The 25595-nt window shown below is 71.3% G+C and carries 22 protein-coding genes; 5 read left to right on the forward strand and 17 right to left on the reverse strand.

The genetic code is table 11. The annotated features are described in order from the left end of the window. Window positions 1-3: 3 nt before the first annotated feature. The 12 genes from OG303_RS09040 to solA form a co-directional block, all read right to left on the reverse strand. Complete coding sequence (locus tag OG303_RS09040) at window positions 4-669, reverse strand: haloacid dehalogenase type II (RefSeq protein ID WP_405866614.1); 666 nt, start codon at window positions 667-669, stop codon at window positions 4-6. Window positions 670-694: 25 nt separating this feature from the next. Next, window positions 695-1648, reverse strand: coding sequence for an aldo/keto reductase (locus tag OG303_RS09045; RefSeq protein WP_405866616.1), 954 nt, complete (start codon window positions 1646-1648; stop codon window positions 695-697). Then, the gene (locus OG303_RS09050) at window positions 1645-3105 is read right to left on the reverse strand and encodes an aldehyde dehydrogenase family protein (protein WP_405866618.1); all 1461 of its coding nucleotides are present in this window, start codon (window positions 3103-3105) and stop codon (window positions 1645-1647) included. The genes OG303_RS09045 and OG303_RS09050 overlap by 4 nt, the downstream gene beginning before the upstream one ends. Continuing rightward, the gene (locus tag OG303_RS09055; protein WP_405866620.1) at window positions 3102-4055 is read right to left on the reverse strand and encodes a succinylglutamate desuccinylase/aspartoacylase family protein; all 954 of its coding nucleotides are present in this window, start codon (window positions 4053-4055) and stop codon (window positions 3102-3104) included. Before OG303_RS09055 ends, OG303_RS09050 begins: the two co-directional genes overlap by 4 nt. A gap of 44 nt (window positions 4056-4099) precedes the next feature. Next, entirely contained in the window at window positions 4100-5491 is a 1392-nt protein-coding gene (locus OG303_RS09060) for an aminotransferase class III-fold pyridoxal phosphate-dependent enzyme (RefSeq protein ID WP_405866622.1), read from the reverse strand. Beyond that, window positions 5488-6354: an ABC transporter permease gene (locus tag OG303_RS09065; RefSeq protein WP_405866624.1), complete on the reverse strand. Its 867-nt coding sequence runs from the start codon at window positions 6352-6354 to the stop codon at window positions 5488-5490. The genes OG303_RS09060 and OG303_RS09065 overlap by 4 nt, the downstream gene beginning before the upstream one ends. After that, a complete protein-coding gene (locus tag OG303_RS09070; RefSeq protein ID WP_405866626.1) occupies window positions 6351-7289 on the reverse strand; it encodes an ABC transporter permease in 939 nt (312 codons plus the stop codon). Before OG303_RS09070 ends, OG303_RS09065 begins: the two co-directional genes overlap by 4 nt. Before the next feature lie 2 nt (window positions 7290-7291). Continuing rightward, window positions 7292-8419 (reverse strand): ABC transporter ATP-binding protein, encoded by a 1128-nt coding sequence (locus OG303_RS09075; RefSeq protein WP_405866628.1) that lies wholly within the window; start codon window positions 8417-8419, stop codon window positions 7292-7294. Further along, complete coding sequence (locus OG303_RS09080) at window positions 8412-9515, reverse strand: ABC transporter substrate-binding protein (RefSeq protein WP_405866630.1); 1104 nt, start codon at window positions 9513-9515, stop codon at window positions 8412-8414. Before OG303_RS09080 ends, OG303_RS09075 begins: the two co-directional genes overlap by 8 nt. Before the next feature lie 106 nt (window positions 9516-9621). Beyond that, window positions 9622-10590 (reverse strand): succinylglutamate desuccinylase/aspartoacylase family protein, encoded by a 969-nt coding sequence (locus OG303_RS09085; protein WP_405866631.1) that lies wholly within the window; start codon window positions 10588-10590, stop codon window positions 9622-9624. Window positions 10591-10595: 5 nt separating this feature from the next. Further along, complete coding sequence (locus OG303_RS09090; RefSeq protein ID WP_405866633.1) at window positions 10596-10745, reverse strand: hypothetical protein; 150 nt, start codon at window positions 10743-10745, stop codon at window positions 10596-10598. A 5-nt stretch (window positions 10746-10750) separates the two neighbouring features. Then, a complete protein-coding gene (solA, locus tag OG303_RS09095; RefSeq protein ID WP_405866635.1) occupies window positions 10751-11884 on the reverse strand; it encodes an N-methyl-L-tryptophan oxidase in 1134 nt (377 codons plus the stop codon). A gap of 302 nt (window positions 11885-12186) precedes the next feature. Between solA and OG303_RS09100 the strand changes: the two genes are divergently transcribed. Then, window positions 12187-12933, forward strand: coding sequence for an IclR family transcriptional regulator (locus OG303_RS09100; RefSeq protein ID WP_405877145.1), 747 nt, complete (start codon window positions 12187-12189; stop codon window positions 12931-12933). A gap of 70 nt (window positions 12934-13003) precedes the next feature. Here OG303_RS09100 and OG303_RS09105 read toward each other — a convergent pair whose 3' ends face one another. From OG303_RS09105 to OG303_RS09115, 3 genes are read right to left on the reverse strand one after another with little or no spacing between them, the layout of a single operon-like run. Further along, window positions 13004-14443 (reverse strand): NAD-dependent succinate-semialdehyde dehydrogenase, encoded by a 1440-nt coding sequence (locus OG303_RS09105; RefSeq protein ID WP_405866637.1) that lies wholly within the window; start codon window positions 14441-14443, stop codon window positions 13004-13006. Next, complete coding sequence (locus tag OG303_RS09110; RefSeq protein ID WP_405866639.1) at window positions 14440-17295, reverse strand: FAD-binding and (Fe-S)-binding domain-containing protein; 2856 nt, start codon at window positions 17293-17295, stop codon at window positions 14440-14442. Before OG303_RS09110 ends, OG303_RS09105 begins: the two co-directional genes overlap by 4 nt. Further along, window positions 17292-18560 (reverse strand): aspartate aminotransferase family protein, encoded by a 1269-nt coding sequence (locus OG303_RS09115; RefSeq protein WP_405866641.1) that lies wholly within the window; start codon window positions 18558-18560, stop codon window positions 17292-17294. The genes OG303_RS09110 and OG303_RS09115 overlap by 4 nt, the downstream gene beginning before the upstream one ends. Before the next feature lie 225 nt (window positions 18561-18785). Between OG303_RS09115 and OG303_RS09120 the strand changes: the two genes are divergently transcribed. Both OG303_RS09120 and OG303_RS09125 read left to right on the forward strand, forming a co-directional pair. Further along, the gene (locus OG303_RS09120) at window positions 18786-20408 is read left to right on the forward strand and encodes a PucR family transcriptional regulator (RefSeq protein ID WP_405866643.1); all 1623 of its coding nucleotides are present in this window, start codon (window positions 18786-18788) and stop codon (window positions 20406-20408) included. Between the two features lie 154 nt (window positions 20409-20562). Continuing rightward, complete coding sequence (locus OG303_RS09125) at window positions 20563-20853, forward strand: zinc-ribbon domain-containing protein (protein ID WP_405866645.1); 291 nt, start codon at window positions 20563-20565, stop codon at window positions 20851-20853. A 58-nt stretch (window positions 20854-20911) separates the two neighbouring features. On the opposite strand, the gene OG303_RS09130 is transcribed toward OG303_RS09125, so the two are convergent. Then, the gene (locus OG303_RS09130) at window positions 20912-21886 is read right to left on the reverse strand and encodes an Lrp/AsnC family transcriptional regulator (RefSeq protein ID WP_405866647.1); all 975 of its coding nucleotides are present in this window, start codon (window positions 21884-21886) and stop codon (window positions 20912-20914) included. A 90-nt stretch (window positions 21887-21976) separates the two neighbouring features. Between OG303_RS09130 and OG303_RS09135 the strand changes: the two genes are divergently transcribed. After that, on the forward strand, window positions 21977-22105 hold the full coding sequence (locus OG303_RS09135; protein ID WP_405866649.1) for a hypothetical protein: 129 nt from the start codon (window positions 21977-21979) through the stop codon (window positions 22103-22105). Between the two features lie 2 nt (window positions 22106-22107). On the opposite strand, the gene OG303_RS09140 is transcribed toward OG303_RS09135, so the two are convergent. Next, window positions 22108-23703 carry an MFS transporter gene (locus OG303_RS09140; protein WP_405877147.1) on the reverse strand — a complete coding sequence of 532 codons (1596 nt, stop codon included), beginning with the start codon at window positions 23701-23703 and terminating at the stop codon, window positions 22108-22110. A gap of 346 nt (window positions 23704-24049) precedes the next feature. On the opposite strand from OG303_RS09140, the gene OG303_RS09145 reads away from it, so the two are divergent. Further along, window positions 24050-25087, forward strand: a complete 1038-nt coding sequence (locus OG303_RS09145) for an MASE1 domain-containing protein (RefSeq protein ID WP_405866651.1) — start codon at window positions 24050-24052, stop codon at window positions 25085-25087. Window positions 25088-25595 lie beyond the last annotated feature (508 nt).

Raw genomic sequence — 25595 nt, forward strand, 5'->3', positions numbered from 1 at the left:
TGTTCAGCAGCCGAGGAGGGCGGGCAGGCCGGACAGGTCGGGGAGTTCGTCGTACGGCTGGTAGGCGGTGCTGCCGCGGCGGCCGTAGCGGTTGATCCAGACCCGGCGCTTCAGTCCGAGGTCCCGGGTCGGGATGAGGTCGTACTCCCAGCCCTGGGCGGTGTGGATCACCTGGGACGGGTCGACGCCGATGGTCTTGTACGCGTGCTCGAAGGTCTGGCGGTCCGGCTTGTACGCGCCCGCCTGCTGAGCCGTGATGACATGGTCGAACTCGACGCCGATGTTCGCGACGTTCTGCGCGATGAGGACGTCGTCGGTGTTGGAGATGATGGCGATCTCGTAGCGGGACTTCAACGCCCGCAGGGCGTCCGGGACTTCGGGGAAGGGCCCGAAGGTGGGGACGGCCTCGACGAGGGCGTCGCCGTCGGACTCGCGGTACTCCAGGCCGTGCAGGCGCATCGCCATCTCCAGGCTGGAGTGCAGGACCTCGTGGTACGGGCGGTAGGGCTCGAGCACCGCCTGGAAGCGGATGACGCGGAAGTCGTCGAGGAACTCGTCGACGTCCAGGCCGTCCAGGTCGAGCCGGTCGGCCAGTACCTTCAGGGTGGTCGGACCGAGCTGGAAGTCGACCAGGGTGCCGTAGGCGTCGAAGGTGACGATCTCTCGCATGAAGTTCAGCCTCGTTTCAGGGAGTTCAGACGATCTTTTCGCCGGGGGCGACCACGGCGTCGAGTGCCGCCAGGTCGGCGGCGTCGGGGGTCCAGTCGGCCGCCGCCGCGTTGGCGGTGACCTGCGCGGGAGTCATGGCCCCACAGATGACCGAGCCGACGGCGGGCAGGGCGGCGAGTGCGCCGACGGCCACCTGGAGCAGGGTCAGTCCGCGCGCGGCCCCGTACGCGGTGAGCGCCTCGACGCGGTCGAGGGCGCCGTCGGTGAGCCAGCCCTGCCGCCAGGACAGGCGGCTGCCGGGCGGGGGTTGCTCGCCGCGCCGGTACTTGCCGCTGAGCAGGCCGTTGGCGAGCGGGTAGTAGGGCAGGAGGCCCACGCCGGTGCGCAGGCAGGCGGGGACGAGGTCGGTCTCGGCGCCGCGGTCGAGGAGGTGGTAGCGGGCCTGGGTGCTGACGAAGGCGCCGGTGAGCTGCTCGGCGGGGAGGTTGGAGCAGCCCAGGTGACGGATCTTGCCTTCGGTGACGAGTTCGTGCAGGGCGGCGACGGTCTCGTCGAGGGGGGTGACGCCGTCCGGCTCGTGGTACTGGTACAGGTCGATGCGGTCGGTGCCGAGCCGGCGCAGGGAGGCTTCGACGGCGTACCGGATGTAGGGGCGGGAGCCGCGCGGCCCGTACCGGTCCGCCTCCCCTCCTTCCCCGTGGGGGGCCATCTCCATGCCGAACTTGGTGGCCAGTACGACGTCGTCGCGGTGGCCCTTGAGGGCGGCGCCGAGGAGCCGTTCCCCGTCCCCGCGTGCTCCCCCGCGGTCGCCGGACCCCCCGTACATGTCGGCCGTGTCGAACAGCGTGATCCCGGCGTCCAGCGCGGCGTGGACGACGGCCCTGGTTCCGTCCTCGTCGAGGCGGGAGCCGAAGTTGTTGCCGCCGAGGCCGACCGCCGAGACGGCCGGGCCGCGCTCGCCGAGCGTGCGGTACCTCATGGCCGGTCCCCGAATCCGATGCAGACGTTCTTGGTCTGCGTGTAGCTCGCCAGCGCCTCCAGGCCCTTCTCACGGCCCCAGCCGCTGTGTTTGTAGCCGCCGAAGGGGAGCTCGATGCCGGTGCCGACGCCGGTGGCGTTGACGTAGACCTGGCCGGCCCGGATGCCTTCGGCCATGCGCAGGGCCTTGTTGATGTCGCGGGTCCAGACGTACGAGGCCAGGCCGTACGGGCTGTCGTTGGCGATGTCGAGGGCTTCCTCGGCGTCGTCGAAGTCGATGACCGTGACGACCGGGCCGAAGATCTCCTCGCGGGCGCAACGGGCCTGGTTCGTCAGGCCGGTGAGGACGGTCGGCTCGATGTAGTAGCCGTCGGCGAGTTCGGGGTCGGCCGGGGCGCCGCCGCCCACCCGTACCTCGGCGCCCTCGTGCCGGGCCAGGTCCAAGTAGCCCTGGACGCGGTCGCGTTGGCGTGCCGCGACCAAGGGGCCGATGTCGGGGTCGTCGAGGCCGGGGCCCAGCCGCAGCGAGGCGGCGTGCGCGACCAGCTTGTCGAGGAACTCCTCGGCTCCGCGCTGGAGCAGGATCCGGGTGCCTGCCGAGCAGGTCTGGCCGGCGTTGCCGAAGGCGGAGCCCGCGACGGCGCCGAGGGCCAGGTCGAAGTCGGCGTCGGCGAAGACGACGACCGGTGACTTGCCGCCCAACTCGACGACCGAGGGCACCACGTTGGCCGCGGCCGCCTGCGCGACCTTGATGCCGGTCGGCACGGAGCCGGTGAAGGTGACCTGGTCGATGCCCGGGTGTCCGGCGAGGGCCGCGCCCGTCTCGCCGTCGCCGGGCAGGACGTTCAACACCCCTGGTGGCAGACCGCATTCGAGGGCGATGCGGCCGATCTCCAGCGGGGTGAGGGGCGCTTCGGGGGACGGCTTCAGGACGACGGTACAGCCCGCGGCCAGCGCGGGCGCCGAGCCCCTCGCGGTGTTCTGGAGCGGGTAGTTGAACGGGATGATCTGCCCGGAGACGCCGATCGGCTCGCGGACGGTGTAGTCGATCAGGCCGGGGCCGAGCGGGATGGTGGAGCCGCCGAGTTTGTCGGCGACGCCCGCGTAGAACTCGTAGTAGCGGGCGGCGGCCTCGACGTCGGCCCTGGCCTGGCTGAGCGGCTTGCCGACGTCGCGGCTCTCCAGGCGGGCGAGTCGCTCGCCGTCGGCGCGGATGGCCTGGGCGATGCGGTTCAGCAGTCGGCCGCGGTCGGCGGCGCGCATCCTCGCCCACTCGGGGGCCGTGAAGGCCGCCCGGGCGGCGGCCACCGCCTGGTCCACGTCTGCCGGGCCGGCCAGGGCGACGCGGGCGACGGGCGACGCGTTCGACGGGTCGAGGACGGTGAAGGCGCGGCCGTCGGCGGCGGGCAGCTGCTTGCCGTCGATCAGCAGCTCGGTCAGCGGGAGTTCACCGGTCACGGGCGGATCTCTCCTTCCACCGCGCCGAAGATGACGACCTCGTCGCCCGGGTGGACGGTGCGGATCCGGCGCACCCAGAGCACGATGCCGTCCTGCGGGGCGCGAACCTCCTCCAGGGTGTTGCCGTAGTGGTCGACGACGTGGGCGATCAGGTCGCCCTGCTTGCAGTTCTCCCCCGGCTCGGCGTGCCCGACGAAGAAGCCGCCGGACGCGGAGCGGGCGAAGGTTCCGGTGACTGCCGTGTAGGTGTCGCGCAGTTCCGGCTCGCCGTCGGTCATGCCGAGCTGCCGCATGATGTTGCGCACCGAGTCGATGTGCAGCTCGACGGTGGACTCGCGGTAGGTGCCGCCGCCGGCCTCGATGGTGATGGCGGGCTTGCCCGCGGCGAGGGTGGGGTGGCGGACGGTGCCGCCCCACTTGCCGCCCTTCCAGACGAGTTGGTGTCCGGCGGCGAGGCCGATACCCGTAGCGAGGTCCTCGTAGCCGCCCTGGACGATGACGAGCGGGGCGATCTCGCCGAAGGTGCCGCCGGTGTGCAGGTCCACCAGCGCGTCGATGGCGGGGACGACCTGCTCGACGAAGGTGGCGGCCAGGCGCAGCGAGTACGAGCCGTCCGGGTCGCCGGGGAAGATGCGGTTGAGGTTGAGGTGGTCGAGGCCGCTGGAGCGGGCGGCCGCCTCGAAGGCGGGCGTGTTCATGCAGGGGATGCCGACGAGCGTGCCGCGCAGCGTGGAGGGGTCGGTCTCGGCGAGGACGCGGCGGATGGCCTCCTGGCCGTCGTACTCGTCGCCGTGCACGCCCGCGTCCACGCACAGCACCGGGCCGGGCTCGGTGCCGTTGACGACGATCAGTGGTATGCCGAGTTCCACGCCGTAGGTGCTGGTGCCGACCGGGATGAGGCCCTGGGCGCGCTCGCCGGGGGCGACGGTCAACGGACCGATGGAGTACATGAGTTGCTGCCTTTCGGATGCGGGGGTCACATCGGATGCGGGGGTCACAGGCGGGCGGACGCCTCGTCGAGGGTGTCCGCGATGATGTCGGCGATACGGTCCAGGAGTGCGCGGTCGCTGATCAGCGGGGGCGCGATCTGGACCAGCGGGGCGGCGCGGTTGTAGACGCGGGCGAGGAGGCCGGCCTCGCGCAGGCGGCGCGGGATCAGGTCGGCGACGAGGGCGGCGCGGGCGGTGTCGCTGAAGCCGCCGCCCTCCAGGTCGCCGACGAGTTCGCAGGCGTAGAAGAAGCCGGCTCCGCGGATGTCGCCGACGATCGGCAGGGACGCGAGGGACGTCATGCGGGCGGCGATGTGGTGCTGGAGGGCGCGGACGTTGTCGAGGATGTGGTCGCGTTCCATGATGTCGAGGCTGCGCAGGGCGAGGGCCGCGCTGAGGGGGTGGCCGCCGAAGGTGTAGCCGTGGTTGAGGACCGCTCCGGGCCGGTTGAGGACCTCGGTGACCGCGGTGCTGACGAGGGTGGCGCCCATGGGGGCGTATCCGGCGGTGATGCCCTTGGCGACGGTGACGATGTCGGGGCGGGCGCCGTAGCGGTCGCCGCCGAACCATTCGCCGAGCCGCCCGAAGGCGGTGATCACCTCGTCGGCGACGAGCAGGAAGCCATGGCGGTCGGCCAGTGCCCGCAGCCCTTCCCAGTATCCCTCGGGCGGGGTGATGCAGCCGCCGCGGTTCTGCACCGGCTCGGCGATCAGCATGGCGATCGTCTCGGGGCCCTCGGCCAGGATCGCGGCCTCCAACTCGCCCAGCAGATGGGCCGTGAAGGCGGCGTCGTCCGCCAACTCCCCTGCCAGGCCGAGGCGGTTGGTGTTGGAGACGAACCGAGTGTCGATCGCGGGCGGTCCGTAGGGCTCCTTCAGGCCGGGGTCGTCGGTGAGTGACAGGGCGCCGATGGTCAGGCCGTGGTAGGCGCCGCGGCGGGCGATCGCCTTGGTGCGGCCCGGTTCGCCGCGCAGCGCGTGGTACTTGCGGGCGATCTTCCAGGCGGTCTCGACGGCTTCGGCGCCTCCGCCGGAGAAGAAGGTGTGCTCGATGTCGACGGGGGCGATCCGGGAGAGCCGCTCGGCGAGTTCGATGGCGGTCGGGTGGGCGGAGGCGGACCACAGCGGGCTGAAGCACAGTTCGCGCAGCTGGCGGTCGGCGGCCTCGGCGAACTCGGGGGCGTAGGAGTAGCCGAGCTGGCAGCAGTACAGGCCGGAGAGGCCGTCGATGTAGCGTCTGCCGTCCGCGTCGTCGACGTACGGGCCCTCGCCACGTTGTACGACGAAGAGGTTCTCGCCCTCGGTGCCGAGCGCGCCGTTGGGGGTCATGTTCAGCAGCAGGTGTCTGGCCGCGGAGGCGGACAGTTCGCCGGACGGGGTGCGGGTGCTCGTGGTCATGTGGTCTCGCTTCCGGCGGGCAGGCCCACGGTGGTCTCCGTCGGCAGGAGACCGTCCTGCCGGCCGGCGCCGCCGAGCCGGCGCACGACGCCGACCAGGGCGAGGGCCACGACGGCGACCGCGATGAGCAGCGCGCTGACGGCCGTCACGGACGGATCGACGTCGTACTGGAGGACGTTGAACACCTGGACCGGCAGGGTCACGGTGTCCACGGAGGACAGGAACTGGGAGATGAAGAACTCGTCGAAGCTGGTGATGAAGGAGAAGATCGCGGCGGCGACCAGTCCGGGCATGGCCAGCGGGAAGGTGATGCGCCGGGCGACGGTGAGGCGGCTCGCGCCCATGCTGGCGGCCGCGTCCTCCAGCCGTTCGTCGATGCCCTTGAGGGTGGCCATGAGGATCATCACGGCGATGGGCGAGGCCAGCACGGTGTGACCGAGGGCGATGGCGATCGGGCTGCCGAGCATCGCGGCGGGCTCGAAGAGGAGGAACAGGCCGAGGGCGATGACGACTTGGGGGATCACGAGCGGGGCGAGGACCAGGCCGTAGACCGCCGAGCGCAGCGGGAGTTCACTGCGGACGAGGGCCGTCGCGGCGGTCATGCCCAGGATGAGTGAGAACACCGTGGTCAGCGCGGCGACCAGGGCGCTCAGCGACAGGGCGGCCGGCCACTTGCTGCCGTCGGCGAACAACTGCTTGTACCAGCCGAGCGTCCAGGACTCGGGCGGGAAGGACCCGAAGGCGTCGTTGCCGAAGGAGGTGACGACGATGACGATGATCGGCAGGGCCAGGAACAGCAGGATCAGCGTGGAGAAAACGGTCAGGCTGATACGTCCGGCGAGTGTGGAGCGGAGTCCGATCATGAGGTGGCACCCCGCTTCCGGTAGGCCTCGCCGGCCGACTTGAGCAGCCGGAGGAGGATCAGGCCCGCGAAGGTGAGCAGCAGCAGGATGATGCCGAGCGCCGAGGCGCCGTTCCACTGGTTCTGCTTCATGACCTGCTCGTCGATGAGCGAGGCGACCATGGTCTGCTTCGGGCCGCCCATGAGGGCGGGGGTGAGGTAGTAGCCGAGGCAGAGGATGAAGCACAGCACCCCGGCGTTGACCAGCCCGGGAGCCACCAGCGGCAGATAGACACGGCGGAAGATGGTGATCCGTCCGGCGCCCATGCTGGCCGCGGCGGCGAGCAGCCGGCGGTCGACGCCGCGCATCACGGCGTAGAGGAGAAGGACGGTGTACGGGAGCATCACGGAGGTGGTGCCGATCACGACGCCGACCTCGTTGTAGAGCAACTGGAAGGGTGCGCCCGGGAAGTGAAGGTCCGTCAGGACGTTGTTCACGACGCCGTGTTCGCCGAGCAGGATGATCCAGCCGTAGGTGCGCACCAGCGCGCTGATGAAGTGCGGGACCACCACGACCAGCATCACCAGGCCCGCCCACAGGGGCTTCAGCCGGGACACGGCGGAGGCCAGCAGGAAGCCGATGACGAGGCTCAGCAGTGAGGTCTCGGCGGAGATCCGCAGGGTGGTGAGAAGGATCTCCAGGTTGGCGCCCTGGAACGCGTCGGCGTACCAGTGCAGTGTCCAGCCGCCCTTGTCGCCCTTGAGGCTGAGGAGCAGGGTGCTGAAGATCGGGTAGACGAAGAGGATCGCGAGATAGACGACCACCGGTGCGGCGTTGAACAGGCCGAAGCGGGTGCGACGGTCGGCGAGGGTGCGGCGCAGACGGCTCACGGGTGGCGGTACGACGGTGGGTGGCCCGGTTCGCGCCGGTTTCGTGGTGAGGACGGATCCGGCCATGCTCACCCCCCGTTTTCCGGGTCGGAGAAGACGCTGACGTCGGCGGGTTCGGCGGTCAGGCCGACGCGTTCGCCGAGGGCAGGGGCGCGTCCGGCGGGGAGTTCGAGCCGTACGGGGTCGGTGCCGCCGGGCGGGCGGACGGTGACGCGTACCAGGGTGCCGACGTAGGTGACCGTCTCCACGGTCCCCGTACAGAAGCCGTCGCCTGCGGGACACAGTCCGATCCGGCCGGGCTGGACCGCGGCCCGCACCCGTCCGGCGCCCCGGTCCGCCTGCGGGCGGGCCTTCAACAGGCCGCCCGTGTCCAGTCGTACGAGCGAGTGGTCGTCCGTCCGCTCCTCCAGGTGGCCGTCGAGGAAGTTGGCGGCGCCCAGGAAGTCGGCGACGAACGGAGTGCGTGGGCGTTCGAAGAGCTCCCTGGGGGTGTCGAACTGGTCGATCCGGCCGTCCCGCATCACCGCGATCCGGTCGGAGAGGACCAGGGCCTCTTCCTGATCGTGCGTCACATAGACGACGGTGAGGCCGAGTTCCTGCTGCAGGCGCTTGATCTCGGTCTGCAGCTGGTCGCGCAGTTTCTTGTCGAGGGCGCCCAGCGGCTCGTCCATGAGGATCACCGGCGGCCGGTAGACCAGCGCGCGGCAGAGCGCGACGCGCTGCTGCTGGCCGCCGGACAGTTCACGCGGGCGGCGCCTGGACATGGCCGACAGCCCTGCCATGTCCAGGGTCTCGCCGACCCTGCGGCGCAGTTCCGCCTTCGGTACGCCGCGCAGTTGCAGCGGGAAGGCGACGTTCTCCCAGACCGACATGTGCGGGAAGAGCAGGTACTGCTGGAAGACGAAGCCCAGGCCGCGCTTCTGCGGGGCGAGCCGGGTCACGTCACGGCCGCCGACGACGATGCTGCCGGAGTCCGGTTCGCAGAACCCGGCGATCATCATCAGGGTGGTGGTCTTGCCGGAGCCGGAGGCCCCCAGGAAGGTGACGAACTCGCCCGCCGCGATCTCCATGGAGACCTCGTCGACGGCGGTCACCGCGCCGTAGGTCTTGCGAAGTGCCGTGACGGACACGGGTTTTCCGGTGCCGGTGTCCGGCGCCGGGGTGATCACCGGGGCTTTCACGTCCAGTTCAGGCATGCGTCCACTCCTGCCAGCGCTTGGACACGGCGTCCTGGTGCTTGATCCACCACTCGACGTCCAGGTCGAAGCCCGACTCCAGGTGCGCGGGCGAGCTGGCCAGGTTGGCGGCGGTGGTCGAGGAGAGCTTCTTGTAGGCGGCCGGCACGGTCGGGGCCATCGGGTAGAGCTCGGCGTAGTGCGCCTGCACCTCGGGCCGCAGCGAGAAGTCGACGAGCTTGTACGCGGCGTCGAGGTTCGCGGCGCCCTTGGGGATGCCGAGGGCGTTGCTCTGCCGGCGGGCGCCGTTCCACTGGTAGGCGAGCGGCGCACCGCCCTTGATCAGGGCGTCCAGGCGGCCGTGCCAGACGCTGGAGGCGACGACCTCCTTGCGGCCCAGCAGGACGCCGGGCAGGGCGCCGGTGTCCCAGAACTTCTTGACGTCGCCCTTGATCGCGTCGAGGGACCTGAAGGCCCGGTCCACGTCGAGCGGGTACAGCTTGTCCGGGTCCACGCCGTCGGCGAGGAGCGCGAACTCCAGCTCGGGCAGGTCGGCGTCGAGGGCCTGCAGGGCACGGCTGCCTGGAAACGCCTTGGTGTCCCAGAAGTCGGCCCAGGAGGAGGGCTTCTTCCCGCCGAAGGCGTCGGTGCGGTACGCCATCACGCTGGCCCAGTAGTTCTTGCCGACCGCGTTGCTGGTGACGAGGGACTTGGCGATGCCCGCGTTCTTGAAGTTCTTCAGCCGGTCGAAGTCCAGCGTCTCGGTGGCGCCCGCCTGCTTGAAGAGCACGAAGTCGGCCATCGAGTCGTCGATGACGTCGAACTGGGGACGGCCCTGCTTGATCTGGGCGAGCATCTGCGCGTACTCGATGTTCACCACCTTGACCTGGATGCCGGTCTCCTTGGTGAACGGGTCGTAGACCGCCTTCTGGTTGGCGTCGCCGTAGGTGCCGCCACTGTTGCGGACGACGAGCGTCTTGGAATTCTTGCCACTGCCTCCGTCTACGGACCGGCTGGTGCCGGTGCCGCATCCGGTGAGCGCGGTGGCAGCCATGCCTGCGGCGACTGCGCCGACTCCGCGCAGGAACACTCTGCGGTCTGTCCGGACATCTCTCACCGGGAGCTCCTTGTGGTGCGGTTCGTGAAGAGGGGCGCGTGGGGGGTGCTGGGTGTCTCGTTCGTGTCGTGCGGGTGTTGTCGGGGGTGCGGCGCGGGTGACGTGGTCAGCGGGGTGCGGCGATGGCGGCCAGCTCGGTGCCGGGAGCGACGGTGAGCCCGTGCATCCCGTAGAAGACGCGTCCGCCGGCCGGGGCGTGGACCTTGTGCTCCTGGCCGTCGGCGGGGTCGATGATGTGGCCGATGGTCTGGCCCTGCGTGACGTCGTCGCCTGCGGTGAACTGCGGGTACCACAGGCCGGTGGTCTCGGCGGTGACGCCCGCGACCCAGACCCATTCGCGGACCGGCGCGTCCGCCTCGCCTTCGGAAGCGAGGACGCCGAGTCGGCGCAGCAGCCGGAGCAGGCCGTCGCCCAGGCGGCGGGCGGCCTCCGCGTCACGCTCGCCGAGCTGGCCGGTTTCGACGAGGATCGCCGGAACCCCGGCGCGGACGGCTGCCGCGTGGCTGTTACCGCCCTCGGCGTTCAGTCCGAGGATGACGTCCTCGATGCCGAGCGAATCCGCCATCTCGGCAGTCTTCGAGTCGAGTTGGGGGTCGCCGGTGAGGCGGTAGCCGACGAAGTCGCGCAGGACCTCGTCGATGCCGCCGGCATGCAGGTCGACGTAGGCGTCGGCGCCGTCGAGCAGGTGGGCGAAGAGCCAGGCGGCCAGCCGTTCGGTGGGGCCGCCCTCCGGGTCGCCGGGGAAGACGCGGTTGATGTTGACGCCGTCGAGCGGGGAGACGCCGAGCCGTCCCTGGTAGACGGCCGGGGGGTTGGCGACCGGGCAGACGATCAACTGGCCGTGCACCTGGCCGGGTTCGAGGAGCGAGGCGAGTCGGGTGGCGGCGTCGATGCCGGTGAACTCGCCGCCGTGCACGCCCGCGGTGATCAGGACGCGGGGGCCGGGGTGGGCGCCGTTGACCAGGGTCAGCGGGAGGTCGACGGTGAGGGTGCCCAGGTCGGCGGGGACGGTGCCGCGGGTCTTGGTGCCGGTCGCGGCGTGCAGGGGGCCGACGGAGAGCAGCTCGTTGGTCATTGCTGTCACGCCTTCGCTCGGTCGAGGGTGGAGAGGAAGCCGACGGATCGGGTCCAGGTGCCGTCGGGCGCCAGATCGGCCGCGGGCACGGTGCCGCGGGCCCTGGTGCCGGGCACAGCGTGCGGATGGCCGACGGCAAGCAGGTCATGGGGCACGGGCGTCACGCCTCCGCCCGGTCGAGGGTGGAGATGAAGTCGACGGGCTGCGGCGAGGTGCCGTGCAACGCCAGGTCGGCCGCGATGTCGCCCATGGCGGGCGAGAGTTTGAAGCCGTGGCCGGAGAACCCGGCGAGGAGCACCACGTTGTCGTTGCCGGGCAGCGGGCCGACGAGCGGGCGGCTGCTCTCGGTGTAGCCCTCCATGTAGACGGAGAGCCGGACCGGGTCGGGGTGCAGGTCGGGCATGTAGCGGCCGAGCAGTTCGGTGAAGATGTCCAACTCGCCGGGTTCCACGGTCCGTTCGAGCCGGTTGGGGTCCCCGGCCGGGCGGTGCAGGGCGCGGGACAGGCCGAGCTTCACGGACACGCCGTCCGGGGAGGGCAGGCCGTAGCAGTGGGTGGGTGCGGTACGGATGAACGCCGGGCGCTCCTCGCCGAACCAGGCGTCGGTGGTCGGCACGTACCAGGCGTTGATGAGCCGGCGGATGTCCACCTCCCACGGCAGGTCGGGCAGCAGGTCGTTGACCCAGGGGCCGACAGTGACCACGGCCGCGTCGAACCGCTCGCTGCCGGCGTCGGTGCGTATTTCCACGCCACTGCCGACGGGCACGATCTCGCGGACCGGGGTGTAGCGGTGGATGCGGGCGCCGAGCTGCTCCGCACGGCGAGCGGCGCTGTGAATCGTCAACTCGGGGCGGATGAAGCCCGCGTGGCGGTCGAGTACGGCCGCGTCGCCGGCCTCGATGCGGAACTGCGGGAACCGCTTGGCGAGCGCCTCGGCGTCGAGGACCTCGTGGTCGAGACCGTGCTCGGCTATGGACTCCAGGACGGTGGCCATCTGCTGGTGCGCGGTGGGGCCCATCAGCAGGCAGCCGGTCAGCCGTCGAAGTTCGCGGCCGGTCTCCCGCTGGAGCCCCTCCCACAGGGTGTCGGCGTGCTTGAGCAGCGGGACATAGCGGGAGTCCTCGAAGTGGGCGCTGCGGAAGATCCGGGTCTCGCCTCCGGCGGCGCTGCGGTCGTGGCCCGGCGCGAAGCGGTCGTACCCGACGACCTCGGCTCCACGGGCCGCCAGGCGCCAGGCGGCCTGGCTGCCCATCGTTCCGACACCGACGACGGCGACGCGCTTGCTGGCTGACACGGGGGTTCCTTTCGTACGCCGGGGCGGCAATGCTGAACGCCCGGTATGCGGACTCACGGCTTCCGGAAGAGGCGGCCGCCGCGGAGGCGGTGGCAACGGGGACGGCTGCTACGGGAACGGCGACTGCGGAATCACGTCCCGCGCCGTCCGGAGCGACGGGCTTCCGACCACTCTCCTGAAGGGCCGTGCCACAATGTGGCACGCTGTGCTAGAATCTGGCACGAGCTTGGCAGCGGCTTTCGGAGGGAGTCAAGGGGTGTGCGCGAGGGATTCGCAGAGTTAACGGGGGAAATCAGATGGAAATGAAGAGCGTTACGAGGTCACTGCGCATCCTGGAGGCGGTGGCGCAGCACCAGCCTGTGACAGTGGGGGAACTGACCAAGCTCTTCGGACTGCCGAAGTCGACCGTGCAGCGCACGCTGGTCACGCTCAACGAGGCGGGCTGGCTGCGGGCGAACCGGAAGGACACCACGCGCTGGGAGATCGGGGCGCGTGTGCTCGCGGTCCGACCGGCGGCGCTTCAGGGGTCCAGCCTGTTCGCGGCCGCGCGGGAGCCGATGATCCGGCTGCGGGACGCGCTGAACGAGACCATTCACCTGTCGGTACCGGACGCGCTGCAGTGCATGGTGGTCGTGGACCGGGTGGACTGTACGCACGCGGTGCGGACGTTCCACACGATCGGTGACACGTCGCCGCTGCACGCCACCGCTACGGGGCGGGCGATTCTTGCGCAGTTGCCGAAGGCCGACGTGGACGAGCTCATCAGCCGTGGGCTGGAGAGTTACAGCGAGTCCACGCCGGCCGACGGGGGTGCGCTGCGGGTTGAGCTGGAGCGTGTGCGGGTTGACGGTTACTCCGTCAACCGGAATCAGTTTCGGCCTGATGTTTGTGCGGTGGCTGCGGCGATCTTGGACGATGGTGGGGTGCCGCTTGCTTCGGTAGCCGTGTCTATGCCGGATTCTCGGTATGAGGCTGAGCGGCTGCCGGAGTGGGGGCAGATGGTGGCTGATACGGCTGCGGAGATTGGGGCGCGACGTATGGGGGCGTGAGGTTGTTGCGCGGCTGCGGGTCCGTTGTGGCTTGTCGCGCAGTGCCCCGCGCCCCTAAAAGAGAGGGCGATTACCGCACCGGGATTGCCAAGTACTGGTACTCCAGGAACTCCTCGATGCCTACCCTGCCGCCCTCCCTGCCCAGGCCCGACTGCTTTACGCCGCCGAAAGGTGCCGCCGGGTTGGACACCAGACCGGTGTTCAGGCCCACCATGCCCACCTCCAGGCGTTCGCTGACCCGGAGCGCTCGGTCCAGGCCCTCCGTGAAGATGTAGCCGACCAGGCCCCAAGGGGTGTCGTTGGCTCGGCTCAGGACCTCGTCCTCGTCGTCGAAGGTGAGGATGGCGGCCACCGGGCCGAAGATCTCCGTGTCCATCAGGCGGCTGTCGGAGGCCACGTCGGTGAGGACCGTCGGGGGGTAGAAGGAGCCCGGGCCTTCCGGCGTGCGGCCGCCCACGAGCAGGCGGGCGCCTCGGTCGACCGCGTCGGCGACCAGCTCCTCGACCTTCGCGCGGCCCTTGGCGTCGATCAGTGGGCCCACGTCGACGCCGTCACGCGTGCCCGGGCCCACGACGAGTGCCCCCATCCGGTGGGCGAGGCGTTGCGCGAACTCCTCCGCCACCTCCCGATGGACGAAGAAGCGGTTCGCGGCGGTGCAGGCCTCCCCCATGTTGCGCATCTTGGCGGTCATCGCGCCGTCCACGGCCACATCGAGGTCGGCGTCGTCGAAGACGATGAAGGGGGCGTTGCCGCCCAGCTCCATGGACGTCCGTACGACTGTGTCGGCGCACTGGGCGAGCAGGAGCCGGCCGACCTGGGTGGAGCCGGTGAAGGACAGTTTGCGGATGCGGCCGCCGCGGAGCAGGGGTTCGCACACCTCCCCCGCGCGGGAGGTGGTGACGACGTTCAGTACACCGTCCGGCAGGCCCGCCTCCTTCAGGATGCCGGCCAACGCCAGGCTGGACAGCGGGGTCTGCGGGGCCGGCTTCAGCACCATCGTGCAGCCCGCCGCGATCGCCGGGCCGATCTTGCGGGTGCCCATCGCCAGCGGGAAGTTCCACGGGGTGACGAGCAGACACGGGCCGACGGGGCGGCGGGTCAGCAGCATGCGGTTGCGGCCGTCGGGCAGGGTGCCGTAGCCGCCGTCGATGCGGACCGCCTCCTCCGAGAACCAGCGGAAGAACTCGGCGGCGTACGCCACTTCGCCGCGTGCCTCGGCCAGCGGCTTGCCCATCTCGGACGTCATCAGGTGGGCGAGCTCGTCGACGCGGGAGAGGATGATCTCGTGGGCGCGGCGCAGGATTTCACTGCGCGCCCGTGGCGCCGTACGGGCCCACTCCTGCTGGGCGTTGACGGCCGCGTCCTCCGCGAGCCGGGCGTCCTTGGGGCCGGCGTCGGCGACGTGGCAGAGGATCTCGCCGGTCGCGGGGTCGTCGACGGGCATGGTGGCGCCGTCCGCGGCATCCACCCAGGCACCGCCGATGAACAACTGCTTGAGTACGTCGGTCATGAGCTCTCTCCTGGTGGGTCGGCGGCGGGGTCGAGCAGTTCCGCGAGATGGAGTGCGCGGACGCCTCGGTCACCGGCGAGGTGGTCGATCTGTGTGGCGCAGCTGAAGCCGTCGGCCACGACGACCGTCCCTCCCCCGTCCGGGAGTTGGTCGAGCCGTGGTTTCAGGGCCAGGTCGGCGACGGCGATCGAGGTGTCGTAGTGCTGCTCCTCGAAGCCGAAGTTCCCCGCGAGTCCGCAACAGCCCTCGGCCTCGTCGACCGTGCGTACGCCGAGGCGGCTCAGCAGGTCGCGCGGGCGGCGCCCGGTGAAGGTGGCGTACTCGTGGCAGTGGGTCTGCAGTACGACGTTCTGCGGCAGGGCGGGTGGCGTCCAGTCCGGGGCCGCGAGGTCGGTCAGGGCGCCGGTGAACGTGTGGATGCGGGCCGCGACGCGGCGGGCGGCTTCGGTGTCGAGCAGCTCGGGCACGTCGCGCCTGAGCGCGGCCGCGCAGCTCGGTTCGGCCACGACGATCGGCCGGTCGTCGCCGTCGTCCAGCTGGGCGACCGTACGGGTCATCACCCGGCGGGCCATGGACAGTTGACCGGTGCTGACCCAGGTCAGACCGCAGCACAGGCCGTCCCGCGCGATGCTGGGGACACCGGCGTCGGCGAGCACGCGGCTTGCGGCTCCCGCCACTTCGGGGCGGAAGGCGCGGGTGAAGCTGTCGACGAAGAGGACGGCCTTCGCCGGTCCGTCTCTCCTGGTCCCGCGCAGGACGGAACGCAGGGAGCGCCGGGAGGCAAAGGCGGGGATCGTACGGCGGGTGGTGACGCCGCCGAGGCGGGCGAGCAGCCTGCCGACCGGGCCGCGCAGCAGTGTGTTGAGCGGGCGGGCGGCGTACCCGGCGAGCTTGGAGGTCAGCGGCAGCCAGCCCAGCGCGTAGTGGGACCGGGGGCGCAGGCGGCCCTTGTAGTGCTGGTGCAGGAACTCCGCCTTGTACGTGGCCATGTCGACGCCGACCGGGCAGTCGGTGGAGCACGCCTTGCAGGCCAGGCACAGATCGAGGGCATCGCGGACCTCGGTCGAGCGCCAGCCGTCCCGGACGGTCTCGCCGCGCACCATCTCCTGGAGCAGGCGGGCGCGGCCGCGGGTGGAGTCGTTCTCCTCCCCCGTGGCCCGGTGACTGGGGCACATCACGCCACCCGCGTCGCTGCGGCATCGGCCCACGCCCACGCAGCGGCGGGCCGCGCCCGCGAAACCGCCTTCGTAGGTGAACTCGGTTTCGATGACGGGGAGTTGGTGGAGCGCCAGATCGGTGTCGAGCGCGGCCGGGGCGACGATGACGCCCGGATTCAGCAGTCCGTCCGGGTCGAAGGTCCGCTTGAAGGCGGCGAACGTGTCGTTCATGCGGCGGCTGTACATGACGTCGAGCAGTTCGCTCCTCGCCCGCCCGTCGCCGTGCTCGCCGGACAGCGTCCCGCCGTGCGCGACGACCAGAGCCGCGGCCTCGTGCAGGAAGCGGCGGGCGACGGCCCGGCCCGCGTCCGTGACGAGGTCGAAGTCGATGCGTACATGGACGCAGCCCGCGCCGAAGTGCCCGTACAGCACACCGGTCAGCTCATGGGAGGCGAGCAGCTTGCGGAAGTCCCGCAGGTAGTCGGCCAGGTCCTCGGGCGCGACCGCCGCGTCCTCCCAGCCGGGCCAGGACTCCCCGCCGTCCACGAGGCGGGCGGCGAGTCCGGCGCCGTCCTCGCGGACCCGCCACAGCGAGCGCCGTTCGGCCGCGCTCCGCACGACCCGCCCGCCGGTCGTCCGGCCCCGGGCCCTGAGCGCGTCGAGGAGCTCGGCCGCACGGGCGTCGACCGTCGCCTGGTCGTCGCCGTCGAGTTCGACGTACAGCCAGGCACGTCCCTCGGGCAGTCCGGTGACCGAGTCCGCACCACGCCGGGCGCGCATCGTGGCGACGATCGCCTCGTCCATGCCCTCCACGGCGGTGGGCGACCGGCGCAGGATCTCGGGGACGTCCTCGGCGGCGTCGACGACGTCGTCGTAGCCGAGAGTCAGCAGTGCCGAGGCCGGGGCGGTGGCCACCAGCCGGACCGTCGCCGCCGTCACGACCACGCACGTGCCTTCGGTGCCGACCAGGGCACGGGCCATGTCGAAGCCGTTCTCCGGCAGCAGGTGGTGCAGCTGGTAGCCGGAGACCTGGCGGGGAATGCGGCCCAGCTCGGTGCGGATCGGCGACAGGTTGTCGCCGATCAGGCGCCGCAGGCCCGCTTCGAGGCGGGCGACGCGCTCGGCGTCGGCGGGGTCCACCGGGTGCAGCCCCGCGCTGTCGGCGACGGCCCGCACCCCGTCGGCCGTCACGATCTCCAGGGCCTCGATGTGCCCGCTGGTGCGCCCGTGCCGTACGGAGCGGTTGCCGCAGGCGTCGTTGCCGATCATGCCGCCAAGGGTGCAGCGGCTGTGCGAGGACGGGTCGGGGCCGAAGGTGAGCCCGTGCCCGGCGGCCGCGCCGCGCAGGGCGTCGAGGACGACTCCGGCCTCGACGCGAGCGGTCCCGGCGGCCGGGTCTACGTCCAGGATCCGGTTCATGTGCCGGGAGAAGTCGAGGACGACGCCGGACCCGACCGCATTGCCCGCCATGCTGGTGCCGCCGCCCCGCGCGGTGACCGGGGCGCCCGCCTCCCGGCAGGCCCGCAGCACCGCGCACACGTCGTCGGCGCTGCGGGGGAAGGCCACGGCTTGTGGCGGGACCCGGTAGTTGGACGCGTCGTAGGCGTAGGGGCCGGTGCCGGGGCCGGTCTCCACGCGCAGGCCGGGAGCGGTCTCGGCGAGCCGCGCGGTCAGACCCGCCAAGGGCTCACTCATCGCGCAGCGGCTCCAGAGGTACCGGCCTCCACCGCCGCCTGCCACGCCTGGAGCCCCGCGTCCACTCCCGCCTCGTCGATCACCAGCGCCGGGATCATCCGCACGACCTGGTTCCAGGCCCCGCACAGCAGCAGGAGCAGGCCCTCATCGACGGCGGCGCGCTGCACGCGCGCGGCGGTCTCGGGGTCGGGGCTGCCGTCCTCGGTGACGAACTCGCTGGCCAGCATGAGCCCGAGGCCGCGAACGTCCCCGATGGCGGGTGTCCGGTCGGCCACCGCCCGCAGGCCTGCGCGCAGTCGTGCGCCCATCGCGTCGGCGTTCTCCACGAGCTTCTCGTCGCGTACGACGTCGAGCGTGGCGCAAGCAGCCGCGCAGGCAACGGCGTTGGCGCCGTACGTGCCGCCCTGCGAGCCCGGCCACGCCCTGCTCATCAGCTCCTCGGAGGCGGCGATGCCCGACAGGGGGAAGCCACTGGCCAGGCCCTTGGCGGTGACGAGGATGTCCGGGGTGACACCGAAGTGGTCGTGACCCCAGAAGCGGCCGGTGCGGCCGACACCGGTCTGCACCTCGTCAAGGATCAGCAGGAAGCCGTGGCGGTCGGCCCGTTCACGCAGGCCCTCCAGGAAGGCGCGGGTTGCGGGCACGTAGCCACCCTCGCCGAGCACCGGCTCCACGATGACCGCGGCGGTGTCGGCGGGCGAGGAGATGGTCTGGAGGGTGTAGTCGAGTTCCTGGAGGGCGAAGCGGGTGGCGGTGTCCTCGTCCCAGCCGTAGCGGTACGCCGTCGGGAACGGGGTGACGACCACTCCGCTCATCAGCGGGGAGAAGCCGGACCGGAAGCGGGTGCCGGAGGTGGTCATGGCTGCGGCGGCGACGGTACGGCCGTGGAAGCCGCCGTGGCAGACCAGGACGTTCGGCCGGCCGGTGGCCTGCCGGGCCAGCCGCAGTGCGGCCTCGACGGCCTCGCTGCCGGAGTTGGTGAAGAAGAGGCTGTCCAGGCCGGCCGGGAGCACCTCGCCGAGCTTGTCGACGAGCTGCCGCAGGGGCCGGTGCATGACGGTCGTGTACTGGCCGTGGATGAGGGTGCCCACCTGCTCCTGCGCCGCCGCCACGACCCTGGGGTGGCAGTGCCCGGTGCTGGTGACGCCGATGCCGGCGGTGAAGTCGAGATAGCGGCGACCGTCCTCGCCGTAGAGATGGACGCCTTCGCCCCGGGCCGCCACCACGGGCGTGGCCTGGCGAAGGTGCGGCGACAGTGCGGTCATGTCGGTCTCCTGACCCGTGCGGTGTCGACTTCTCCGGTCCTTCGAGCGTCCCGGCCACCCGGGGCCACCACAACGCCTGAACTGTCCAGCCGGAGCACGGTGTTCGGACGTTGTGTCAACCACGCCGCGCGGCAATGGGTCGATTCGGGGCGCCGGGACCAGTGTCCGGCGACCTTGCGCAGGTCAGTGCCGCCGGGCACAGTGTCCGGACAGGCAGGGAGGCTCATGCGGGAGAACACCGACACGGCAAGCCGTCCGCTCACCGTCGCCGACGCGCTGGCCCTGCCCGTCCTCGCGGCCGGGCAGCCACAGGTCGTCACCGGAGTGGCGCACCTCGACCGGCCGGTCCGCTGGGTCCACATGACCGAACTGACGGATCCCGCGTCCTTCCTCAAGGGCGGCGAACTCGTCCTGACCACCGGCATGCCCCTGCCCGAGGAACCGGCGGGCGTACGCCGGTACGTGGACGAACTCGCCGACGTCGGGGCCGCGGCCCTGGTCATCGAACTCGTACGGCGCTACCACCGCCCGCCCCAGGCGCTCGTCGACGCCTGCCGGGCCCGCGGCCTCCCGCTCGTCACGCTCGCCGCGGACGTCAACTTCCTGGAGGTCACCCAGGTCGTCCACGCACTCCTGCTGGGCAACCAGGCGGACGCGATGCGCCGGACCCAGCGGATCCACGAGGCGTTCACCGCGCTGACGCTGCGCGGGGCGGGGCCCGAGGACGTGGTGCGTGCGGCGGCGGAGATGAGCGGCCGTACCGTCGTGCTGGAGAACCTGGTGCACCAGGCGCTGATCTGCGAACCCTCCGGCAGCACGGTGGAAGAGGCGCTCACCGGCTGGGAACAGCGCTCCAGGGCCGTACCGTCCGGCGATCGCACCGAGGTGTGCGGTCCCGAGGGCTGGCTCGTCGCGCCGGTGGAGTACCAGGGCGAGCGCTGGGGCCGCGCGACCATGCTTCCGGCCCCGGCCCGCACGGGGCCCTCGGACTTCGGGCCCGAGGACGTCACCGTCCTGGAGCGGACGGCGATGGCCCTGACCATCGCCCGCCTCATTCACGCCACGCCCTGGGAACGCACCGCGCATCGCAACGCCCTGCGCGACCTGGCCGAACAGCGCCACCGCTCCCCCGAGGACGCCCACGCCCGCTTCGCCGCGCTGGGCATGCCCACGGAGGGCGACGGCTTTCTCGCCGTACTGGTGGACACGCGCGCGGAAGACGACGGCGCGGAGCCGGAGAGCCGGCTGTCACAGGAACTGCGGACCGCGGGGATCACGGCGCTCGTCGGCGCCCTGGCTCCCGGCCGGTTCGGCATCCTCCTCGCCCTGCGCGCCTCGCAGCCCTGGCGCCCCGCGGTCGAACGGCTGAGCCGCACCGCGCTCGCCGTCGACCCCGGGGCGGTGGTGAGCGTCGGCTCCGAGGTCGCGGAACTCTCCGACGCCGCCCGCTCCTTCCGGGAGGCGGGACGCGTGGCCGAGGCGGCACTGCCCGGCCGGCCCCTGCCCGACGGCCGGTCCTTCCACGAGCTGTCCGACATCGGCCTGCGCCCGCTGCTGTACGCGCTGCGCGAGGACGTCCGGGTCCAGGAGTACGCCGAACGACAGCTCGGCCGCCTCGTCGACCACGACACCCGGCACGGTACGGACCTGCTGACGACCCTGCGCCACTACCTCGACGCGGCCGGCAACAAGACCACGGCGGCCCGCCGCGGCAACCTGTCCCGGGAAACGGTCTACCAGCGCCTGCGCACCATCGAGCGACTGCTCGACTGCGACCTGGAGTCGGGCGAACAGCGCACCGAACTGCATGTGGCACTGGCCGCACTTGACGTCCTGCGGATGCGCTGACGCGCGTTCCGCCGCGTCACCGCCCCGCAACGGACGCGGACGCGGTCACGCCCACTGCCGAGCACATCGGCGGGTATGAGACTGTGCTCTGCGACCGCACTTGCCGCATGGGGGCACAGTGTCGGGAGGCACTGATCCGGGAGAGACCGACGACATGATCATCTTTGGCACCAAGGGATACCTGTACCAGCTCGCGATACTGACGCTGGTGTGCGGCAACTGCGGCAATCCCTCCGCGCACACGCTCAGGAAGCGCGTCACCAAGTTCACGCTGTTCTTCGTGCCGCTGTTTCCGTTCTCGACGAAGCACACCCTGCAGTGCACCTTCTGCGGCATGGAACAGAAGGTGACGAAGGAGCAGGCGGACCAGATGCTGGCACAGGCCGCGAGCGGCCAGAGCGGTCAGGCATACGGGCAACCACAGCAGCAGCCCCGCCAGTTCTGAGTCGGCGCCACGGCGCGGGGACGGCCCGGAGCCGGTCCCGGGGACGGCATCCCACCGGTCAGCGGGACGGTTCGTAGGTGAGTTGTTTGATCTGGCGCAGGGTGAGGGCCGTCTCGACGAACTGGACGCCTTGGAGTGCGCCGATCTTCTCGCTCAGATACCGGTAGAACTCGCCGGTGTCGGGGCAGGCGACGGACGCGGCGATGTTGGCCTGTCCGGTGATGGCCGCGGCGAAGCGGACCTCACGGTGTTCCGCGAGAGCCCGGCCGGTGTCGGCGAGGGCCGAGGGCGCCACGGTGAGCCACAGCATCGCTCTGACGCCCTGCCCGAGGGATGCGCTGTCGTGTTGTACGTCGTAGTAGAGGACTCCCGAGGAGCGCAGCCGTTCCACGCGTCTCTTCACGGCGGACTCCGACTGGCCGGTGGCGGACTGGAGTTCGCTGAACGTGGCCCGCCCGTCCCGGCCGAGGAGCACCAGCAGGGCCTCGTCGTCCGTGTCGAGGGCGACGGGCCCGGAGCGGGGTTCGACGTGGGGTGGGCGCAGCGCTTCCTCCTGCTCGGCGTCGAGCGCCTGGATCTTGTCGAGCCAGCCGAGCGGGCCGCCGTAGAAGTTGTGGAGCAGGCAGTGGGCGCTGACGGAGATGACCCGGGGTGTGCGCTGCAGCCGGTCGAAGAGGAGTTCGTCGCGGTCCTTCTGGCTGCGGGGCTTCATCGCGCACAGCACCTCGGTACCGCCGGCGATGAGGTCGATGTACGAGGTGTCGGGGCGGCGGGCCAGAGCGGTCGCGAGCTGCTCGGCCACGTCGGGGGTGCAGCGCAGCCGGACGATCCAGCCGGTGCGGCCGAGCCTGGTCTCGTCGACCATGCCGACCACCCGCAGGCCGGCGGTGGTGCGCAGCCGCCGGAAGCGTCGTGCGACGGTCTGGTCGGACACACCGAGGACTTCGCCGATACGGCTGAACGCAGCCCGTCCGTCGAGTTGAAGGGCCTGGAGCAGCTTCAGGTCCAGTGCGTCGAGGGGCTGCGCTTCCACGGCGGCCCTCCTTGTTCTGGGCGGAATTCGGTCGGTGGGCGAAGACGTGTGGGAGCCGCCGCCCGGCCGGCGGCGGAGGGTGTTCCCGTCATGTGGCGGGGCCCGGGACCGTTGTACCCGGTCCCGGGCTCCGCCGAGGGCGCCGTGCCCGTCCCCACGGACGGCGCCCGTACCTGGTCGGCGTTCCGCTCCGCCATCACGCCCGACCGGCACGCGTGAACTCACCCCTCGGGGTGGCTGCCTGCCAGGGAAGGGGCTCCGGCGTCTCCCGGAGTCCCGGTCCCGGTCCCGGTCTGGCCCGGGACAGACGCGGCATGCCGTCCACCGGCTCCGACGGGCGGTGCCGAGTGCTGCGGGCGGCGCAGCAGGAGCGCTCCGACGACGGCCGCGAGCAGGGTCAGTACGGCGGACACGATCAGGCAGAGGTGCAGACCGTCCAGGAAGGACTGGGACAGCGCGCCCAGGACACGGGGCGTGTCCGCGCCGAGGTCGAGCCCGCCGACGGCACCGAGTCCGTCGTGGTCGGCGACCGTGGTGACCTGGTGGACGGTCCGGCCGGTCAGGCCCGCGTCGGTGAGGTGGCCGGGCAGGACGTCCAGCGCCTTGGTGGACAGCAGTGCGCCGAGGACGGCCGGGCCGAGGGCACCGCCGACCTGGCGGAAGGCGTTGTTGCCGGCGGCGGCCATGCCGGCCTGCTGGAAGGGCACCGAGCTGACGGCGGTGGCGGTCATCGGGGTGATGACGAAGGCCATGCCGAGTCCGAGCAGGGCCAGCCGCCAGGCCAGCGACCCGAACGAGGTGTCCGCGCCGATGTTCGTGAGGGACAGCAGGCCTGCCGTGACGACCAGCAGGCCACCGGGGATCAGAAGCCGCGGCGAGACACGGTGGACGAGCTTCCCGACGGGCGCGCCGAGCACGAGCGGCACCATGGACACCATCAGCAGCCGCCAGGCGGCGTCCAGGGTGGACAGTTGCTGGACCATGCCGAAGTAGAGGCTGAGGGCGAAGAAGAACCCGATCAGGCCCAGGAAGCTGATCATGGCGATCAGAGTGGTGGCGGTGAAGGCCGGGCTGCGGAACAGGGTCAGGTCCAGCATCGGCCCGGTACTCGCGCGTTCCACCAGGACGAAGGTGACGGCACCCACCACTCCGATGGACAGCGCCAGCATGACCTTGACGTCGGTGAAGGACGTGGCGCCGCCCTCGATGATCCCGTAGACGAGTGCGGTGATGGCGAGGGCCGCGGTGATCTGGCCGGGCCAGTCCAGCCGGCGGGAGCCCGGTGCCCGGGAGTCGGTCAGGCTCCTCGCCGCGAACGCCATGGCGAGCAGTGACGCAGGGATGGGCAGGAGGTAGATCCACCGCCATGCGAAGTGGTCGACTACGACACCCGCGATCACCGGTCCCAGAGCCAGGGCGGCGCTGAGGGAGGTGGCCCACAGACCGATGAACTTGCCGCGTTCGCGCGGGTCGGGCACGGCGTGGCTGATCAGGGCGAGGGTGGTGGGCAGCAGCGCGGCCGACCCGAGTCCCGCCAGGGCCTGGCCGGCCCACACGACCTCGATGGAGTGCGCGCACAGGGCGACGAGGGCGCCCAGGCCGCTGAGGGCGAGGCCCGCCTGGAAGACCTTCTTACGGCCGTGGACGTCGCCGAAGACGCCGGCGGTCAGGATCAGGGCGGCCATGGGCAGGACGAACGCGTCGGAGACCCAGGACAGCTGCGAGGTCGAAGCGTTCAGGGCCCGCTGGATCGCGGGCAGGCTCGCCGAGACCGTGGTCACCGGCAGATAGGCGACGAACACGCCGACGCAGGCCATGACGAGCGTGGCGGCCCGCCGTTCCTGCGGCGCGTTCGCCGTGGTCGTGGCATTCACGGAGACTCTCCCTTGCGGCACCCGGGGGCGCTGGGCACTGGGGTGTGGCTGACTGGCCTCACCCTCCGCGCCACCACCGCCCCCGAGCGAGCCACAGCCCGCCATAAGCCGGACATCCGACATCGGGGCCGGGTTTTCCGCGAACTTTCGACAGGCGTCCTCGGCCCGTCCGGGGGCGGCGTGCGGCTTGGGGGGCGAGACCGTCGAGCTGCGAGGCCCGCGCCGTGGAGGATCCGAGGGATCCGACGGATGATGGGCTTCGGGGCGATGTCGACACGGAGGTCGCCCGATGGCTGTCGCCCGGTACGAACGGCTCCGGCGCAGCGGCCTGGCCGCCCTGGAGATCTGTGTCATCGCCGCGCTGTACTACGGCTCGGCCAAGGTGGGACTGCTCCAGCAGCTGGTACGCGGCCAGGTCACCCCGCTGTGGCCGCCGAGCGGTATCGCGGTGGCGAGCCTGCTCCTGCGCGGCCCGCGGGTCTGGCCCGGGATCGCACTCGGCGCGTTCCTGACCAACGTGTCGCTGGGGCCGTCTCTCCCGGCCGTGCTCGCGATCGTGGCGGGGAACACCGTCGCTCCCCTCTGTTCCTACGCACTGCTGCGCCGCGCAGGGTTCCGTAACGCCCTGAACCGTCTGCGGGACGCGCTCGCGCTGATCTTTCTCGGCGCGCTCACCGGGATGCTGGTCAGCGCGACGACCGGCAGCGCGACCCTGGTTCTCGCCGATGTACTGGGCACCGATGACTTCTGGCCGACCTGGTCGGTCTGGTGGACCGGCGACGCGATGGGCGTCATGGTCGTCACGCCGGTCCTGCTCGTCCTGCGCTCGGCACACCTGTTGCGGGACACGCCATTGTCCCGGTGGGCGGAGGGGCTGCTGCTGGTGGCGGCCACCGCGAGCATCGGTGTCATCGAGACCGGGCCTGGGCCGCTGCTGTTCCTCGGTTTCCCGCTGCTGATCTGGGCGGCCTTCCGCTTCCAGCTGGCCGGGGCCGCACCCTGCGCACTGGCCGTGTCGACCTTCGCGATCATCGCCGCCGGCCAGGAGTCGGGCCCGTTCTCCGACAAGGACCTGCTCACCAACATGATCACCCTGCAGGCGTTCAACGGCTCCGCCTCGCTGACCGCCCTGCTTCTCGGGGCGGTCGTCTGCGAGCGGAACCAGACCCAGCGGGAGATCGCGCGAGCCTGCGGGCAGCTCGCCGAAATGGTGACCAAGATGGCAACCGGCGACCGCTCGCTGCTCACCTTCGAGGAGGGCGGCAAGCTCACCCTTGAGGAGAGCAAGAAGGAAGAGCGAGGCGGACCGGCTCCGAGACGGGCATGACCGGCCGGCCACCGGCACCGCCGCGCCATGTTGTCCTGGGCCCCCGCGGACATGACGGACGGGGACCGGCAGACATGACTGCCCGGGCCCCGCAGACATGGCAAAGGCCGTCTCCTCATACCTGAGAAAACGGCCTCCGACCGGCAACAAAGCTGGTCGGGACGACAGGATTTGAACCTGCGACCCCTTGACCCCAGTTGGGTGGTCGATGAGCGGCGTGCGACGGGTCGTTCTTCGAGGTCGGGATCCAGCGTACTCAGCCGAGTAAAGGAGTCGCGAGAACAGCGCGCAGCACTCCATGACACCCGACATCGCGCTCCGTAAACCGCCCGCTGCGGTTGCTCGAGTGGACTTCAGCGGAACGTCGAAGCAGGTGCCGCTCTGCGCGTAATTGCGACCACATGCGCCGTGTGAAGTCCCTGCTGGACCATCGTCGCCTTCGGTCGGCCCGCGCCGCCGATCACCGCTCGCTCCAGTTCCGGCCCGGCACCCGCCCCCAGGAAGCCGT

The sequence above is a fragment of the Streptomyces sp. NBC_00005 genome, assembly GCF_045160215.1.
Taxonomy (GTDB): domain Bacteria; phylum Actinomycetota; class Actinomycetes; order Streptomycetales; family Streptomycetaceae; genus Streptomyces.